Raw genomic sequence first — 17,652 nt, 5'->3', positions numbered from 1 at the left:
ATCGACTCAACGTTCGATTATCGAACAGATTGTTACCTCACTAATCATTCAGACAACGCTCAATCAATGTGGGAGGGGGCTTGCCCCCGATAGCGGTGTATCAGCCACGAGATGTGTTGGCTGAACCACTGCCATCGGGGGCAAGCCCCCCTCCCACAGGCGTCAGGTGGCGTCGGCATGGCTGACCATGCCCTTGATCACCACGGCAGTGGTGGCCAATGCGGCCGGGATCACCAACGCGGTGAGCACTTGCTCGAAGTTCCAGCCCAGGCCCAGCAAGGTCGCGCCCATCCACGCGCCGAGGATCGCGCCGAAACGGCCGATGCCGAGCATCCACGACACGCCCGTGGCACGGCCTTGAGTGGGGTAGAAACGTGCGGCCAGGGACGGCATCGCCGATTGCGCACCGTTGACACACATCCCGGCAATCAGCACCAGGGTCGCCAGTAAGGTGATATTGCCCAGGCTCTGCCCTACCGCGTAGGCAAACACCCCGGCCAGCAGGTAGAACGTGCCGATGACCTTGTGCGGATTGAACCGGTCCATCGCCCAGCCCACGCCCACCGCGCTCAATACACCACCGAACTGGAACAACGCGCCGATAAACGCGGCCTGCTCCATGCTCGCGCCGCTGTCGCGCATCAGGGTCGGCAGCCAACTGGTGAGCAGGTACACGATCACCAGGCCCATGAAATAGGTGAGCCACAGCAACAACGTGCCAGCGCTATAGGTGCCGGAGAAGATCACCGCAAACACGTTGCGCGCCTTCACGGTTTTTTGCTCGGGCACGCTGAAGCTGCTGGCCTGGGCGACGATGTTCGGCTCAATGGGCGACAGGATTTTGCGCACCTTGTCGGTGCCCCGATTGCGCACCACCAGGTAGCGTGCCGATTCCGGTAGCCACACCAGCAACACCAGCGCCAGGATCAACGGCAGGATGCCGCCGATCAGCAGCAGGCTGTGCCAGCCAAATGCAGGGATCAGCTTGGCCGAGATAAACCCGCCGCCGGCCATGCCCAGGTTGAAGCCGCAGAACATGCTGGTCACCAGCAACGACTTGTGGCGCTCAGGGGTGTATTCGGACAGCAGCGTGGTGGCATTCGGCATGCCGGCGCCCAGGCCGAGCCCGGTCAGGAAGCGCAGCACCAGCAGTTGATCGACGTTGCTGCTGTAGGCCGACGCCAGGCTGAACGCGCCAAACACCAGCACCGCGCCCACCAGCACCACTTTGCGACCAAAGCGATCCGCCAGCGGGCCGGAGCCGAGTGCGCCGAAGACCATGCCGATCAACGCGGCGCTCATCACCGGGCCGAGGCTGGCGCGGTCGATGCCCCAATCCTGGGACAGCGCCGGCGCAATAAAACCCATGGCGGCGGTGTCGAGGCCATCGAGGAAAACAATCAGGAAACACAAAATCACCACGCGCCACTGATAGCGTGACAGTGGCTGGGTGTTGATGAAGGACTGCACGTCCAAAGGGGTACCGACAGAGGGCTGATTCATTGTTTTTATTTCCACACCGATGGCGGGCTGACGACCTTGGGCCGTCGTTATTATTGCGCGCTCCCTAGAGCGCTGCCGCACAGTAATAAGCCAGGGGAAACAGCGCAATTGACCAAACCGGGATCTGTGCGGTCACCGAACAGCTTAAGCAAATAGCTGCGCACTCAACTCGCGACTGGCGCTGAGCATGCTCGGCAGGAAGCGCTGCTCCAACTCGCTGCGGCTGACCCGGCCGGCGTGGGTGCTGACGTTCAGCGCAGCCAGCACCTGGCCCGAGGCGTCATACACCGGCACCGCGATGGAGCGCAGGCCCTGCTCCAGTTCCTGGTCGACGATGCACCAGCCTTGCTGACGCACTTGTTGCAAGCAGTCGAAAAGCGCGGCGGGCGTGGTCAGGGTGCGGCTGGTCTTGGTCTGCAGGTCGGCGTGGTCGAGGTAATCCTGCAGCGAGGCATCATCCAGCGCCGCGAGCAGGATGCGGCCCATGGAGGTGCAATAGGCCGGCAATCGGCCGCCTACCGACAGGTCCACCGAAATCAAACGCTGGGTGGTGGCCGAACGGGCGATGTAGAGAATGTCGTCGCCTTCGAGGGTCGCCATGTTGCAGGCTTCGTGGAGTTGCTCGCTCATGCGGTCCAGATAAGGCTGGGCCGACACCGCCAGTGGTGTGGAGGACAGGTATGCATGGCCCAGGGTCAGGACCTTGGGCAACAGCGAATAGGTACGCCCATCGGTAGTGGCGTAGCCGAGCTTGATCAAGGTGTGCAGGCAACGGCGCACGGCAGCGCGGGGGATTTCGGTGCGGTGGCTGATCTGGGCGATGGTGAGGTGGCGCTTGCGTTCCTGGAACGCCTGCACCACGGCCAGGCCACGGGCCAGGGAGGTCATGAAGTCCGGATCACCGGTAAACGCCTGGATACGCTTGGCCGGGGACGCAACGATCGGCGGCGCCACTGACGCGAAAGAGTTGCGCAATTGATCGTTCATGTCGGGATCCTTTGTCTTATTGTCAACCGCGGGGGAGGTTTGGCCACTATTACAAGCCGCGTCAGCCGAGATGCACAAGGCAAGGCCGCCAACTTTGTGCGATTATCGGACGATCATTCGATTATCGCAATTTGCTCGCAACCTCCCCCTTCACCCATGGCGGATTGAAAAAAACCAGAGGCGTCTTATTAACGCCTGAAGTTCGGATGGATTCATGACACCCGAATGTGTGCAATTACCAACAGGCACGTGTAACAGAACACTCATACAAAGTTGACGGTTTTTAACTTTATACCGATAGTGTTATTCAAATGCGCCGCTATAATGCACCCTGTGTACTGGTCCGCCCGGTTTCATTATCGGCAACGGAGCTGGCCACGTGATGCACACGCCGTGCATCGTCGATAGCAACTACCTGCCTTGAATGACGGCACTAACAAGTGTTCACCCATGTCTGTTTCAAACTTGAACGCTATGGCGGTTCGACTTGAAACACCCCGAGGGCGCATTCCGGCATAACGCTGCAACGTATTTACACTCAACTCAATTAGGTAACGATGTGACGAAAGATGAACTGCGCGCGGAACTTGAGCGCCAGGAGCAACGTTACAAGGACGTTTACGGCGGGGAAGTCACCACCTACGCCGCCCAGCCTGAACCTGAACGCAAACCATGGCGCAAGCGCGCCAGCCTGCTCGACCAGGCATTTGCACAGGAAATCCAAAAGATTGAACAGGAACTAAAAACCGAAGAGCCCTAAGCGATTCGGTTTGAGCATCAAGGTTTTGGCCCAGGTTGCTGGCACTTAGCTAGCAGCCAGAAATCTTGCACCCTACCAAGAACGGTAAAATTTCATACAAATGTTTCAGCCGTGACGTTTTTGTGACAATCCCCCGCTTCCAGCGCCCTCTCCTATATAAATCAAAGACTTGCCCAAGCCCCGAAAACCCTGGGATGCACGCCTTTTCCGGGATTTTTTTCACGGAAGATTGTTACCGATGAGCAGCTAGTGCATCGATTACTGAGGTTTTCTGGCATAATCGCGCCCCCTTACGACCGGGTCAGAAAACCTTCATGATCGATTTATTCAGCGGACTGGATGCTTGGGTTCTCGTGAGCCTGTTGCTCGCCCTGGCCTTTGTCCTCGCCTTCGAGTTCATCAATGGCTTTCATGACACCGCTAACGCGGTGGCCACAGTCATCTATACCAAAGCCATGCCGCCACACCTGGCCGTGTTCTTCTCCGGGGTGTTCAACTTCCTCGGCGTGTTGCTCGGCGGTGTGGGTGTCGCCTACGCCATCGTGCACTTGCTGCCGGTGGAGTTGCTGATCAATGTGAACACCGGCCATGGCCTGGCGATGGTCTTTTCCTTATTGGCAGCGGCGATCACCTGGAACCTGGGCACCTGGTACTTCGGTATCCCGGCCTCCAGCTCCCACACCCTGATCGGTTCGATCCTCGGTGTCGGCCTGGCCAACGCCCTGATCAACGACATTCCCCTGGCTGACGGTGTGAACTGGCAGAAAGCGGTGGATATCGGCGCTTCCCTGGTGTTCTCGCCGATGGCCGGTTTCCTCGTCGCAGCCCTGGTGCTGATCGGCCTGAAGTGGTGGCGTCCGCTGTCCAAGATGCACAAGACCCCGGACCAGCGCCGCAAGCTCGACGACAAGAAACACCCGCCGTTCTGGAACCGCCTGGTGCTGGTGATTTCCGCCATGGCCGTGAGTTTCGTGCACGGCTCCAACGATGGCCAGAAAGGTATCGGCCTGATCATGCTGGTGCTGATCGGTATCGTACCGGCGCAATTCGTGCTCGACCTGGGCAGCACCACCTACCAGATCGAACGGACCCGCGACGCCACCGTGCATTTGAGCCAGTTCTACCAGCGTAACAACGCCACGCTCGGCGAGTTCCTGGCCCTGGGCAAAAGCGTGCAGAACGACCTGCCTGGCAAGTTCCAGTGCAACCCGCAGCAGACCGAGCCGACCATCAACGCGCTGGTCGACACGCTCAAAGGCGTGTCCGACTATCACGCGTTGACGGCTGACCAGCGTATTGAAGTGCGCCGCTATCTGCTCTGCCTGGACGACACCGCGAAAAAGGTCGGCAAGCTGCCAGGCCTGGATGCCCGTGAGAAATCCGACCTCGACAAACTGCGCAAAGACCTGACCGCCACCACCGAATACGCCCCATTCTGGGTCATCCTCGCTGTCGCACTGGCCTTGGGCCTGGGCACCATGGTGGGCTGGAAGCGTGTAGTACTGACCATCGGCGAGAAGATCGGCAAGCAGGGCATGACCTATGCCCAGGGCATGTCGGCACAGATCACCACCGCGACCATGATTGGCTTTGCCAACATCTTCGCGCTGCCGGTGTCGACTACTCACGTGCTGTCGTCGGGCGTGGCCGGCACCATGGTCGCCAACAAAAGCGGCCTGCAGGGCGGCACCGTGAAGACCATCCTGATGGCCTGGGTACTGACCCTGCCAGCAACCGTGGCGCTGTCGGCCGGGTTGTTCTGGTTGGCTTCCAAGGCGCTAGGCAGCTGATAAGCCGCCGGCGATAAAAAAGGTGCGATCCGCGAGGGTCGCACCTTTTTTTATGCCGATCACTATTGCGTTAATTCAGGCGCAAAAAAAAGGGCGACCGAAGTCGCCCAAAATGCCTTGCGTGCTCATGTAACCTGGAAAAACTATGGTTTTTTCCGCTTGTTCGCGTCTTTCCAGATAAAAATTCCAAACCCTACAAAAAACATCACCATGAGGCTTACGGTCAGCACTCCGGCGAACACCACATTATCGATAAACATGACCGGCCTCCTGCACTTGCCCTGTTGCGATAGGGCTAAGTTAATGGAGAAGGCGGATTGGAAAATTGACGGGGATCAATGTCGCCCGCGACGGGGCGTAAAGAAGGGCAATAACTGACCTGCATCAATGGATGCAGGCTGTTTCAACGCTTTTTGGGTTTGTTCTTCGGTTTTTTCTTCACTTTGCCGAGTGGCATTGCCTGTTCAAATGCCTGGCGGACTTCATTCAGGCGTTTGTCATTGAGGTCATGCACGCGCTTGGCGCGCTCGGCATTCAGGTCGATCAGCTTGTCGTCTTCACTCATGGCTTGGCTTACGTCGTGGAGGGAATGGTCCAATAATGCGGCCTCCCCCGCTCAACGGCAAATCAGCGGGCGACAAAAGGCAGGTCATCGCACAAAATCGCTATTTTTCCGAACCAGGAGAGGCACCCAGGTGGCACTGCACAAGGACCTTCCGCCGCTGCTGGCGCTGCGCGCCTTCGAAGCCGTGGCGCGGCACTTGAGTTTTATCAAGGCCGCCAGCGAGTTGTCAGTGACCCAGAGCGCGCTGAGCCATCAGGTGCAAAAGCTTGAGCAGCACCTGGGCAAACCCTTGTTTATCCGACGCACCCGAGCGATCGATCTGACCACCGACGGCCAACAGTACTACGACGAAATCCGCCCAGCCCTCGACGCCATCGCCGCCGCCACCCGTGCCCAACGCGTCACGCCCAGTGCCACCGTGCTGCGCATCGGCTTGCTGGCCTCCTTTGCGACCTTGTGGCTGGCGCCCCGCCTGGCCGGCTTCCTCAATCGCTACCCACATATTCAGGTGGAGCTGTTGCCGGCCATTCAACTGGCGGACGTGGCAGGCGCCGAGGTCGACCTGGCCATCCGTTATGGCAAGGGCGATTGGCCCGATGTGCAGGCCACGCGACTGATGCCGGAAGTCCTCTCGCCGGTGTGCAGCCCGACGTTCAAGGCAGCGCAAGACAGCCCGTTGCTGATGGCCACTTCGCACCGCCCCTTTGAATGGACCGACTGGTCCGAGCACTATCAGGTCGACCTCGGCCAGCACCCCCGCGTGATGCTGCACGACTACAACATTGTGGTCGAAGCCGCCGTGGCCGGCCAGGGCATCGCCATGGGCCGTCATCGCCTGATCGAGCGCAGGCTGCAGGACGGCAGCCTGGTGGAGGCCTTCGATTGGCCGCCCTATCACAGCGACATCGGCTACTGGCTGATCGCACCTCAAGGCACCCCTAGCGAAGCCGCCGCATGTTTCAGCCAGTGGCTGAAGGAAACCTGCACTGACGCGTGAGTTTTTTCGATACGTCGTGTGAGATCTATCCGTTTGTCGCCCTTCAATACAGCCAACATGCTGAAGCCTCCCGACCCAAGAGGATTCATCATGAGCGACTCCCTCCGCCAACGCGTGCAAGCCCTGGGCCTCACGCTGCCCACCCCCAGCCAGCCGATTGCCAATTACATCAACCACGTGGTCAGCCAGAATCACCTGTTCGTCTCCGGGCAAATCCCGCTGGTGGAGGGTAAACCCGCCTATGTGGGCCGGTTGGGCGAGTCCCTCAGCGATGCAGAAGGTGCACAAGCGGCGGAACTCGCTGCGCTGGGCCTGCTGGGGCAGTTGAGCAATGCCCTCGGCGATGACCTGTCGCGCCTGGTGCGTACCGTGCGCCTGGGTGTATTCATCGCCAGCAGCGGCGACTTCACGCAACAGAGCATGGTGGCCAACGGTGCCTCCAACCTGCTGGTCAACGCCCTTGGCGAAAAAGGCCGGCATGTGCGCACCGCCGTCGGCGTGTCCAGCCTGCCGGCCGGTGTGGCCGTGGAGGTTGATGCGATTTTCGAGCTGCACCCATGAGCCCGCTTGAAGTCCAGCACCTGCGGGATGACACGCCTGGCTGCCAGTCCGGCATCGTGCATTTCAACCACGCCGGTGCTTCCCTGCCCAGCCAGGCAACCCTTGATGCAATCATCGAGCAACTGCAACGGGAAGCTCGCGACGGCCCGATGGAAGCCGGCGAACATGGCGCCGTGCTGGTGGAAAGAGCCCGCCGCGCCGCCGCGCAACTGCTCAACGCCCCCACCTCGTCCATCGCATTTGCCAGCAGTGGCTCGACCGCCTGGAGCCTGGCGTTCCAGGCCCTGGGCCCCTGGCAACCCGGCGACCGCATTCTGGTAGGCCGTCACGAATGGGGCGGCAACCTGGCCAGCATGGAACGGGCGGTGCAAGCGGGTGCCCGCGTGGAGGTCATCCCCTGCGATGCAAGCGGCGCAGTCTGCCCGGTGGCGTTGGAGTCAATGCTCGATGCCAAGGTAAAGCTGATCGACCTCACCTGGCTCCCGGCCAACGGCGGCCTGATCAACCCCGCCCAGGCCATCGGTGAATTGGCCAGGCGTCACGCCATCCCCTACTTTATCGACGCCGGCCAGGCCGTCGGCCAGGTGCCGGTAGACGTACAAGCATTGCAGTGCGATGTGCTCAAGTCCGCCGGAAGAAAGCATCTGCGCGGTCCACGCGGGACGGCGCTGTTGTATGTGCGGCCGGATTTCCTCGGGCGCCTGAACCCGGCCCAGCGCGACGTGTTTTCGGCGCCCTGGACGGGCCAGGGTTTCGACCTGCGCAATGACGCACGGCGCTTTGAAACCAGCGAAGCATCCTTCGCCTTGCTGGCCGGGCTGGGCAATGCGCTGCAGGAGATGAATCGGCTGGGCATCGAGCGCGCGTGGGAGAGGGTTTCGCAGACCAGCGCGCGAATCCGCGAAGCGTTGCGTGGGATTGCGGGCATTACCCTGCATGACCTGGGTACTCGCCAATCCGGCCTTATCGCCTTCAACCTGGCCGGCTGGGATGCCTTTGAACTCAAGCGGCGCCTGGGTTTGAAGCGCATCAATATCGGCGCCAACGGCGCGGCCTACACTCCGCTGGATATGCAGGCGCGCGGCCTGGAGAGCGTGGCGCGGATCTCGGTGAGCCCGCTCAACAACGAGCATGATATCGAGTTGCTGATAGCGGCCCTGCGCGAGTTGCGCGACTAAACCTCGACGTCCACCCAAAGGCCCTGGCGCGGCGCATCTTCGATCAGCGGTGCCACGGGCACCGTGTTGTCGGCATTCAACAAATCGCCCGGAATGGCCAGGTGCTGCTCCGGGTCTTCATCGGCTTCACGCCGGCGTCTCTGTTGTTCCTGCTGGCGGCGCTGTTCTTCGCGCAGCAAAAAGGTCGACGTCTCGGCATCGCCCTTTTTCAGGTCGATGGTGCTCTCGTTGGAGCCCGGCTGGACCGGCACCACGGGCGGGATGTCCGGCTTCTGGCGCACCGGATCGAGTTGCGACGTGACCGGCACAACGCTGACGGGCAGCATGGGTGGCAGCATAGTGATTATTCTCCTGATCAACAGGCTGTCGGCGGGTTGCAGGGTGACTTGAGCACAGGCTCGCCAACCTGTGACCCAGTCGACACTCCCAAGTGCCCGCCACCCGTCGATTCGGCTTCCGGCCCCCCATGCAAACGGAGTAGTTTTTGTCAGAGTCCTTGGGCGTGGGGGCTTGTTCCGTTAAGATAGTCGGCTTTTTCACGGCGGGAGTCAGGCAGCATGGCGCAGCAGTATCAACCGGGGCAACGCTGGATTAGTGACAGCGAAGCAGAGCTGGGGTTAGGCACCGTTCTGGCACAGGACGGGCGCTTGTTGACCGTGCTCTATCCGGCCACTGGCGACACTCGTCAGTATGCGCTACGGAATGCGCCCCTCACCCGCGTGAGGTTCTCGCCGGGTGACAGCATCACCCATTTCGAAGGTTGGAAAATGACCGTGCAGGAAGTCGACGACGTCGATGGCCTGCTGGTGTACCACGGCCTCAATGGGCAAAACGAGCAGGTCACCCTGCCAGAAACCCAACTCTCCAACTTCATCCAGTTCCGCTTGGCCAGCGACCGTCTGTTCGCCGGGCAGATCGACCCGCTGGCCTGGTTCTCGCTGCGCTATCACACCCTGGAACACACCAGCCGCCAATTGCAGTCCTCGTTGTGGGGCCTGGGTGGCGTGCGTGCGCAACCTATTGCACACCAACTGCACATCGCCCGAGAAGTCGCCGACCGTATCGCGCCACGGGTCTTGCTGGCCGACGAAGTGGGCCTGGGTAAAACCATCGAAGCCGGCCTGGTGATCCATCGCCAACTGTTGTCGGGCCGCGCCAACCGCGTGTTGATCCTGGTTCCGGAAAACCTGCAGCACCAATGGCTGGTGGAAATGCGCCGTCGCTTCAACCTGCAGGTGGCGCTGTTCGACGAAGAACGTTTTATCGAAAGCGATGCCACCAACCCGTTCGAAGACACCCAGTTGGCCCTGGTGGCCCTAGAGTGGCTGGTGGACGACGAGAAGGCCCAGGACGCGCTGTTTGCCGCCGGTTGGGACCTGCTGGTGGTCGACGAAGCCCACCACCTGGTGTGGCATGAAGACAAGGCCAGCCCGGAATACGCGCTGGTCGAGCAACTGGCCGAAGTGATTCCCGGCGTGCTGCTGCTCACCGCCACCCCCGAACAACTGGGCCAGGACAGCCACTTCGCGCGCCTGCGCCTGCTGGACCCGAACCGTTTCCATGACCTCGCCGCCTTCCGCGCCGAGAGCGAGAACTATCGCCCGGTAGCCGAAGCCGTGCAGGAGCTGCTGGACAAGGGCCGCCTGTCCCCTGCCGCACACAAGACCATCCAGGGTTTCCTCGGCGACGAAGGTGAAGCCCTGCTCACCGCCGTCAACGATGGCGACACCGAAGCCAGTGCACGCTTGGTGCGCGAGCTGCTTGACCGCCACGGCACCGGCCGCGTGCTGTTCCGCAACACCCGCGCTGCGGTGCAAGGCTTCCCCGAGCGCAAGCTGCACGCCTACCCGCTGCCGAATCCGGACGAGTACCTGGAACTGCCGCTGGGCGAACATGCCGAGCTGTACCCGGAAGTCAGCTTCCAGTCGCAGCCGGATGTCGAAGAAGAAAACCGCTGGTGGCGCTTCGACCCACGGGTCGAATGGCTGATCGACCAGCTGAAGATGCTCAAGCGCACCAAGGTCCTGGTGATCTGCGCCCACGCCGAAACCGCCATGGACCTGGAAGACGCCCTGCGCGTGCGCTCCGGCATTCCGGCCACGGTGTTCCACGAGGGTATGAACATCCTCGAGCGTGACCGCGCCGCCGCCTACTTCGCCGATGAAGAGTTCGGCGCCCAGGTATTGATCTGCTCGGAAATCGGCAGTGAAGGCCGCAACTTCCAGTTCTCCCACCACCTGGTACTGTTCGACCTGCCGTCCCACCCCGACCTGCTGGAACAGCGCATCGGCCGTCTGGACCGGATCGGCCAGAAACACGTGATCGAACTGCACGTGCCGTATCTGGAAACCAGCCCGCAAGAGCGCCTGTTCCAGTGGTACCACGAGGCGCTGAACGCGTTCCTCAACACCTGCCCGACCGGCAACGCCTTGCAGCATCAGTTCGGCCCGCGCCTGCTGCCGCTGCTGGAAAACGCCGACGACGGCGAGTGGCAAGCCCTGATCGACGAGGCCCGTGCCGAGCGCGAGCGCCTGGAAGAGGAACTGCACACCGGTCGCGACCGCCTGCTGGAGCTCAATTCCGGCGGCGCGGGTGAAGGCGATGCGTTGGTCGAAGACATCCTTGAGCAAGACGACCAATTTGCCCTGCCGATCTATATGGAAACCCTGTTCGACGCGTTCGGCATCGACAGCGAAGACCATTCGGAAAACGCGCTGATCCTCAAGCCCAGCGAAAAAATGCTCGACGCCAGCTTCCCCCTGGGCGACGACGAAGGCGTGACCATCACCTACGACCGCAACCAGGCGCTGTCCCGTGAAGACATGCAATTCATCACCTGGGAACACCCGATGGTGCAGGGCGGTATGGACCTGGTGCTGTCCGGTTCCATGGGCAACACCGCGGTGGCGCTGATCAAGAACAAGGCGCTCAAGCCGGGCACCGTGTTGCTGGAACTGCTCTACGTCAGCGAAGTGGTTGCCCCGCGCTCCCTGCAACTGGGTCGCTACCTGCCACCGGCCGCCCTGCGCTGCCTGCTGGATGCCAACGGCAATGACCTGTCCGGCCGCGTGTCGTTCGAAACCCTCAACGACCAGCTGGAAAGCGTGCCACGCGCCAGCGCCAACAAGTTCGTGCAGGCCCAGCGCGATCAACTCACGCCACGGATCAACGCCGGTGAAGAGAAGATCACCCCGCGCCACGCCGAGCGTGTGGCCGAGGCCAAGCGTCGCCTGGCGGCGGACACCGACGAAGAACTGGCGCGCCTGACTGCGTTGCAAGCGGTCAACCCAACCGTGCGTGACAGTGAGTTGGTGGCCCTGCGCAATCAGCGCGAGCAAGGCTTGGCCATGCTCGACAAAGCGGCGCTGCGCTTGGAAGCGATCCGGGTGTTGGTGGCGGGTTGATCACTGCCCTGCCCTGTTAAATGAAAAGGCCCGCGCAATGCGGGCCTTTTTTATTGGCCTTGTCTCGTCCTAAATAAGGTTTACACCTTCTGACGTCTTATCGGGAAGGTGCAATGAATACGGGCGCAAAACGCAGTCAACGAGATTACACGCTGACTTTTAAATTGTCGGTTGTCGACCAAGTCGAAAAAGGCGAGTTGAGTTATAAAGAAGCTCAACGGCGTTATGGGATTCAGGGTCGTTCGACGGTGTTGGTGTGGTTACGCAAGCATGGTCGGCAGGACTGGAGCCAAGGCGCCTCCATTCGGACCCAGAGGAGCCGACCGATGGACAAACCTACCTTGCCGTTGACTCCCGAGCAAAGAATCAAAGAGCTCGAGGAACAACTGGCACTGGCCAACCAGAAGGCCAAATTCTTTGAAGACGTGGTCGATGTTCTGAAGAACGATTACGGTGTATCCGTTGTAAAAAAGCGGTCCGGCAAGTCGTTGCGCAAACCCAGACCCTGAGTGTCAGCAGGGCTTGCCAGTTTATGAGGATCAGTCGCCAAGCCTATTACAAGCGTGACCGGGTCCATCGTGCCCGAGCCGATCAAGATCAGAAACTTCTCCAGTTTGTGCAGGAAGTTCGTGTGCGCCAACCGTGCATTGGCACCCGCAAATTGCACTCGATGATGCAAGCGAAGCATGACAAGCCAGAATTGCATGTCGGACGAGATCGTTTGTTTGGGGTTTTACGAGAGCACCGGCAGTTGGTGCGCAGGAGACGGGCCTATCACAAGACGACCGATAGCCATCATCGCTTTCGCTGCCATCCCAATTTGCTAAAGCCTGGCCCGCAACAAGTCGTAGCTACTGGCCCGGAACAGGTCTGGGTGGCGGATATCACCTACCTATCTACAGGGCGCGATGAACCGGCCTACCTAAGTTTGGTGACGGATGCCTTCTCGAGGAAAATAGTTGGTTATCACGTGCATGGCAGTCTACATGCCGATTCGGTAGCCCAAGCCTTACGCATGGCGTTGAAGGCACGTCGAACGGGCCAGAAACTGGTTCATCACTCGGATCGCGGCGTGCAGTACTGCTCAGTGCTCTATCAAAAAATCCATGCCAAGCATGGCATCACATGCTCGATGACTGATGGCTACGATTGCTACCAAAACGCCTTGGCAGAACGGGTCAACGGAATCTTGAAGGCGGAACTCTTGCTTCACCGGCCGACAGACTTGGTTCAAGCGGAGCAAATGGTGCGGGAGGCGATCTTGATCTACAACCAGGAGCGCCCGCACTTGTCCTTAAAATACAAAACGCCCGATGCAGTGCATCGGGCGTTGGGGTGAAACAGGTGTAAACCTATTTCAGGACTAGACACCTTCGAGGCCCCATCGGGGGCAAGCCCCCTCCCACAATTGATCGGTGATCGATATGACAACCCAGTCAAATGTGGGAGGGGGCTTGCCCCCGATGGCGTCACCTCAATATCAAGCGGTCACCGCCGAAGCCGGCACCTCAACCGCCCCCAGCCCATCCTTCATCCGCTTGGCATCGCGCACAAAACTGCGCGATGCCTGGAACAGGAACAGCATGGTCAAAAACAACGCCACCGGAATCAGGTACATGGCGTCGTGCAATCCCACGGCCTTGTAAGCCTCGGTCATCTGCTCTGCCCCCGCCGCGTACATCGCCGAATGGGCAAAGTGGTCGGACAAGCCACCCACCACGATCGGCCCCATGCCACCGCCCAGCAAGTACAGGCCGGCGAAGAACAGCGCCATCGCCGTGGCCCGCAGGCGCGGCTCGACCACGTCCTGGATCGCTGTATACACGCAGGTGTAGAAGTTATAAGCGAACAACCAGCCCACACTGAACAGCGCCACAAACACACCAATCTCGATGCGCCCGGCGTGTAACGCCCACGCGGTGGTCACGGTAGAGATGATCAGGCTGAACGCCGCAAACAATAGGCGGCCATTGGCGACCCGCTGATGGATTTTGTCAGCAATCCAGCCGCCCAGGGTCAGGCCCACCAGGCCGGTCAGGCCGACAATCACACCCGTAGCAACCGCAGCATCCTGCAATGGCATCAGGAAGTAACGCTGCAACATCGGCACCAGGAATGAGTTGCAGGCATAGGTGGCGAAGTTGAAGCACAACCCGGCCAGCACCAGCCACAGGAAGGTCGGTACCGCCAGCACACGGCGGATCGGGCGGTCGACGCGTTCCTGGGATACTTGTACGGTCTCTGCCGCGCCGCGCTTGGGTTCCTTGATATAGAACATGAACACCGCCAGGATCAGCCCCGGCACCGCAGCGATAAAGAACGGCGCACGCCAGCTGTCGAATGCCTTGACCATCCAGCCAATGGTGAAGAACGCCAGCAACAGCCCCAACGGAAGGCCCAGCATGAAGATCCCCATGGCCCGCGCGCGGCGGTGTGCCGGGAACAGGTCGCCAATCAGCGAGTTGGCGGCCGGCGCATAGCTGGCTTCGCCAATGCCGATGCCCATGCGCACCAGTAGAAACGTCCAGAAGCTGCCGACCAGACCATTGACCGCCGTCAGCCCGCTCCAGGCGAACAGGCCCCAACCCATCAGTTTGCTGCGCGAGCCGGTGTCGGCCAGGCGCCCGAGCGGCAGCCCGGCAATGGCGTAGACGATGGTGAAGGCGGTGCCGATGATGCCGAGCTGAAAGTCGCTCAGGTGCCATTCCATGCGGATTGGCTCGATGATGATCGCCGGGATGGTGCGGTCGAAGAAGTTGAACAGGTTGGCGAGGAACAGCAGGAACAGAATGCGCCAGGCATTCGCCGCTTGGGTCGAGTTCTGCATGGGTCCGTCTCTTTTATTGTTATGAGAGCTGCGATGCCCGATGCATCCTGCCCGGTACCTGCAACATAGTCAGGCAGGGCCCGGTTGTCTGTAATGATTCGTAAAGCTGATAGGGCATGATTTCGCCCGGCAACACGGGACTTTCCCCACAAAAATATAAGTGCGCGCCCCCCTTCCCAATGGCCATGGCACGGATAGAATGGCGAGCCTTCCGTAGCATCCCCAACCTACTTTTCTTATCGATGACGCCCATGTCCGAAGCCAGTCCGTGTCTGAATTGCGGTGCCTGCTGTTCACACTTTCGTGTGTCCTTCTTCTGGGGTGAGTGCGCCTCGTCGGGGGGCACGGTGCCCGATGACCTGGTGGTGCAGATCAACCCGACCCGCGTGGCCATGATCGGCACCGACCAGAAACCCGCGCGCTGCTGCAGCCTGGAGGGTGAAGTGGGCGAAGGCACCCGCTGCACGATCTACGAACAGCGCTCCAGCGTGTGCCGTGAGTTCGAGTCCTCGTGGTACGACGGCGTGCACAACGCCGATTGCGATGCAGCCCGCGCCGCCTTTGGCCTGGCACCGCTGGAAGCACCTATCGAATTGGACCTGCCCATCAGCGCTTAGCATCAAACGCTATGGACGGCATGCCAAAATCGTAGCGAAGCAAAGTGCCATTATTCCTTGCGAATTTTCCTACGCTTCTATACTCGACCTCATAGGTCATCGCCTCAGGCAGTGACGTGACTCTATGACGGGACATGCTATGGAATGGCTAGGTCTGCATTTTTTTACCGAGCTTCCAGAGAGCGGGCACTTATTACTCAATTGCAGTCATAACCCCTTTTTGGTGCTGCTCGCCTATCTGGTCGCTTGCGCGGCGGGCTTCGGCACGCTGGATATGGCCGAACGTGTCGGCCATGTCGAGGACCCTACCGCCAGACGCCACTGGCGCTGGCTCGGCGCCGGTTGCCTGGCAGGCGGGATCTGGTCCACTCACTTCATCAGCATGCTGGCGTTCCAGGCCCCCATCGCAATCCACTACGAATTGTTGATGACGTTTGCTTCGCTGCTGATTGCATTGGTCGCCTCGTTGTTCGCCATGCAGACCCTCAGTCATTCCAACCTGCGTTTCCACCAGTACCTGCTGGCGTCGGTGTGGATGGGCATTGGCATCGCCCTGATGCACTACGTCGGTATGTCAGCCATGCGCTCGCAGGCCAAAGTCTATTTCGAGTCTGGACTGTTCATGGCCTCGGTGGGTATCGCTATCGGCGCCAGCCTGGCTGCGCTGTTGCTGTCGAGCTACCTGCGTACCGGCGCCGGTGTGTTCCATCAACTGCTCAAGTATGCCGCCAGCCTGGTACTCGGCGCCGGGATCCTGAGCATGCACTTTACCGGCATGGCGGCCATGCAACTCATCGTTCCCAACGGGGCCGACCTTTCGTTGCCACTGGATAACAACCCCATTCAACTGGGCTTGTCGGTGGCCGTCATCACCCTGCTGGTGATCGGCAGCAGCATCAGCGCCGCCCTGGCCGACAAAAAACTGCAGCACAAGGAACGCGACCTGCGGCGGGTCAACGCCCTGCTCAGCGAACTCGACCAGGCCCGCGCGTCGCTGCAACAGGTGGCCCATTACGACGCCCTCACCAGCCTGCTCAATCGTCGCGGTTTCAATCAGATCTTTGCCGAGAAGCTCGCCGAAAAAACCGCGTCAAACGGCATGATGGCGGTGATCTTCCTCGATATCGACCACTTCAAACGCATCAATGACAGCCTCGGGCATGACGCCGGCGACCAGCTGCTCACCGTGCTGGCCGGGCATATCAAGGGCTCAGTGCGCAGCCATGCGGATGTGGTGGCGCGCTTTGGCGGCGATGAGTTCTGCATCCTGATCAGCATCCACCACCGCGACGAGGCGCGGCACCTGGCCCAGCGCATCATGCAGCAGATGAAAGAACCCATCGAGCTGGCCGGCCGGCGCATGGTGATGACCACCAGTATTGGCATCAGCCTGTTCCCCGATGACGGCCTGACCTGCGAAGAGCTGCTGAAAACTGCCGACCTGGCGCTGTACCAGTCCAAGGACGCCGGGCGTAACAACTTGAACTTCTTCAGCTCCAACCTGAAGACCCGTGCCTTCCTCGAACTGCAATTGGAGGAAGAACTGCGCAGCGCACTGCGCACCCGCAACCAACTGGTGTTGTTCTACCAACCGATCTTTGACATGAAATTGGGCAAGGTCACACGGTTGGAAGCCTTGGTGCGCTGGCAGCATCCCCAGCACGGGTTGCTGGCGCCGGACCGGTTTATCGGCATCGCCGAAAGCAACGGGCTGATTGCCGAACTGGACCACTGGGTACTGCGCCAGGCGTGTCATGACCTGAGCCTGCTGTCTGACCGGGGCTACACCGACCTGACCATGGCGGTGAACTGCTCGGCGCTGAACCTGGCCCGTGACGAGCTGGCGGACGAAATCGAAGACGCCTTGCGCTTCAGCGGGATCGGCGCGAACCGCCTGGAACTGGAAGTCACCGAAAATGCGCTGATGGGCAACATCAGCAGCACCCTGGCGTTGCTGCGGCAAATCCGCGCGCTGGGCGTGTCGCTGGCCATCGATGACTTTGGCACCGGCTACTCCTCCCTCGCCTACCTCAAGCGGCTGCCACTCAACACGTTGAAGATTGATCGCTCGTTTATCCAGGATATTCCCAAGTCCACCGCCGATATCGAGATCGTCCAGGCGATTATCGGCATGGCCCATACCCTGCACTTGGAAGTCGTGACCGAAGGCGTGGAAACCCAGGCCCAGTTCGAGCTGCTGCTCAAGCATGGCTGCGACTTCGTCCAGGGCTACCTGCTGAGCCCGGCCGTGCCGGCCAGTGACATTATGGGCGTGATGCAGGGCATCAGCCTGCGTAACCCGCTGTACCCGCACAGCACGCAGGGCGCCAAGGACAGCAGCGCACCCAAAGAGCATTCCCCAGGCCGCGGCGGCTCCACGTCCATCGTCAGGCCAATTCGCTGACGCCCAATCTTTGGCATTTCGCCATCATTTGCCTAAAGAACCCCGACGAACGGCCGATT

Annotated in this window: 14 protein-coding genes and 1 pseudogene; 9 read left to right on the top strand and 6 right to left on the bottom strand. The window is 60.5% G+C overall.

Annotated features, from left to right (window positions below; translation table 11 throughout):
- Positions 1-162: 162 nt before the first annotated feature.
- A complete protein-coding gene (locus M2497_RS07915) occupies positions 163-1,503 on the bottom strand; it encodes an MFS transporter (protein WP_248486730.1) in 1,341 nt (446 codons plus the stop codon).
- 144 nt (positions 1,504-1,647) lie between these two features.
- Positions 1,648-2,490, bottom strand: coding sequence for a pca regulon transcriptional regulator PcaR (pcaR, locus tag M2497_RS07910; protein WP_071488865.1), 843 nt, complete (start codon positions 2,488-2,490; stop codon positions 1,648-1,650).
- Positions 2,491-3,049: 559 nt separating this feature from the next.
- On the opposite strand from pcaR, the gene M2497_RS07905 reads away from it, so the two are divergent.
- Positions 3,050-3,250 carry a hypothetical protein gene (locus M2497_RS07905; protein WP_003189295.1) on the top strand — a complete coding sequence of 67 codons (201 nt, stop codon included), beginning with the start codon at positions 3,050-3,052 and terminating at the stop codon, positions 3,248-3,250.
- Between the two features lie 314 nt (positions 3,251-3,564).
- Positions 3,565-5,040, top strand: a complete 1,476-nt coding sequence (locus M2497_RS07900; protein ID WP_092241266.1) for an inorganic phosphate transporter — start codon at positions 3,565-3,567, stop codon at positions 5,038-5,040.
- Between the two features lie 143 nt (positions 5,041-5,183).
- Here the strand turns inward: M2497_RS07900 and ccoM are convergent, their stop codons facing one another.
- Together ccoM and M2497_RS07895 are read right to left on the bottom strand one after the other, a co-directional pair.
- Positions 5,184-5,300, bottom strand: coding sequence for a cytochrome c oxidase subunit CcoM (gene ccoM, locus M2497_RS30655; RefSeq protein WP_010212341.1), 117 nt, complete (start codon positions 5,298-5,300; stop codon positions 5,184-5,186).
- A 143-nt stretch (positions 5,301-5,443) separates the two neighbouring features.
- Complete coding sequence (locus tag M2497_RS07895) at positions 5,444-5,638, bottom strand: hypothetical protein (protein ID WP_134434970.1); 195 nt, start codon at positions 5,636-5,638, stop codon at positions 5,444-5,446.
- A gap of 97 nt (positions 5,639-5,735) precedes the next feature.
- Here M2497_RS07895 and M2497_RS07890 point away from each other — a divergent pair, with 97 nt between their 5' ends.
- The 3 genes from M2497_RS07890 (at position 5,736) to M2497_RS07880 (ending at position 8,341) form a co-directional block, all read left to right on the top strand.
- Positions 5,736-6,602, top strand: coding sequence for a LysR substrate-binding domain-containing protein (locus M2497_RS07890; RefSeq protein WP_248486728.1), 867 nt, complete (start codon positions 5,736-5,738; stop codon positions 6,600-6,602).
- A gap of 90 nt (positions 6,603-6,692) precedes the next feature.
- The gene (locus tag M2497_RS07885) at positions 6,693-7,163 is read left to right on the top strand and encodes a RidA family protein (RefSeq protein ID WP_248486723.1); all 471 of its coding nucleotides are present in this window, start codon (positions 6,693-6,695) and stop codon (positions 7,161-7,163) included.
- Positions 7,160-8,341: an aminotransferase class V-fold PLP-dependent enzyme gene (locus M2497_RS07880; protein WP_248486722.1), complete on the top strand. Its 1,182-nt coding sequence runs from the start codon at positions 7,160-7,162 to the stop codon at positions 8,339-8,341. Before M2497_RS07885 ends, M2497_RS07880 begins: the two co-directional genes overlap by 4 nt.
- Here the strand turns inward: M2497_RS07880 and M2497_RS07875 are convergent.
- Entirely contained in the window at positions 8,338-8,679 is a 342-nt protein-coding gene (locus M2497_RS07875; protein ID WP_092241258.1) for an aspartate-semialdehyde dehydrogenase, read from the bottom strand. The genes M2497_RS07880 and M2497_RS07875 overlap by 4 nt on opposite strands.
- A 219-nt stretch (positions 8,680-8,898) precedes the next feature.
- Between M2497_RS07875 and rapA the strand changes: the two genes are divergently transcribed.
- Together rapA and M2497_RS07865 are read left to right on the top strand one after the other, a co-directional pair.
- Positions 8,899-11,745 (top strand): RNA polymerase-associated protein RapA, encoded by a 2,847-nt coding sequence (gene rapA / locus M2497_RS07870; RefSeq protein WP_248486720.1) that lies wholly within the window; start codon positions 8,899-8,901, stop codon positions 11,743-11,745.
- Positions 11,746-11,858: 113 nt separating this feature from the next.
- Positions 11,859-13,112 (top strand): annotated as a pseudogene (locus M2497_RS07865) (IS3 family transposase).
- A 113-nt stretch (positions 13,113-13,225) separates the two neighbouring features.
- On the opposite strand, the gene M2497_RS07860 reads toward M2497_RS07865, so the two are convergent.
- Positions 13,226-14,572, bottom strand: coding sequence for an MFS transporter (locus M2497_RS07860; protein WP_071496874.1), 1,347 nt, complete (start codon positions 14,570-14,572; stop codon positions 13,226-13,228).
- A gap of 251 nt (positions 14,573-14,823) precedes the next feature.
- Between M2497_RS07860 and M2497_RS07855 the strand changes: the two genes are divergently transcribed.
- Positions 14,824-15,189, top strand: a complete 366-nt coding sequence (locus M2497_RS07855) for a YkgJ family cysteine cluster protein (protein WP_248486718.1) — start codon at positions 14,824-14,826, stop codon at positions 15,187-15,189.
- A 139-nt stretch (positions 15,190-15,328) separates the two neighbouring features.
- The gene (locus M2497_RS07850) at positions 15,329-17,593 is read left to right on the top strand and encodes a bifunctional diguanylate cyclase/phosphodiesterase (protein WP_248486716.1); all 2,265 of its coding nucleotides are present in this window, start codon (positions 15,329-15,331) and stop codon (positions 17,591-17,593) included.
- Positions 17,594-17,652: the final 59 nt, after the last annotated feature.

The sequence above is a fragment of the Pseudomonas sp. CYM-20-01 genome (assembly GCF_023169845.1).
In the GTDB taxonomy this organism is placed as follows: Bacteria; Pseudomonadota; Gammaproteobacteria; order Pseudomonadales; family Pseudomonadaceae; genus Aquipseudomonas; species Aquipseudomonas azotoformans.
The sequence above is the reverse complement of the archived record's forward strand: the minus strand, read 5'-3'. Positions and strand labels throughout refer to the sequence as shown.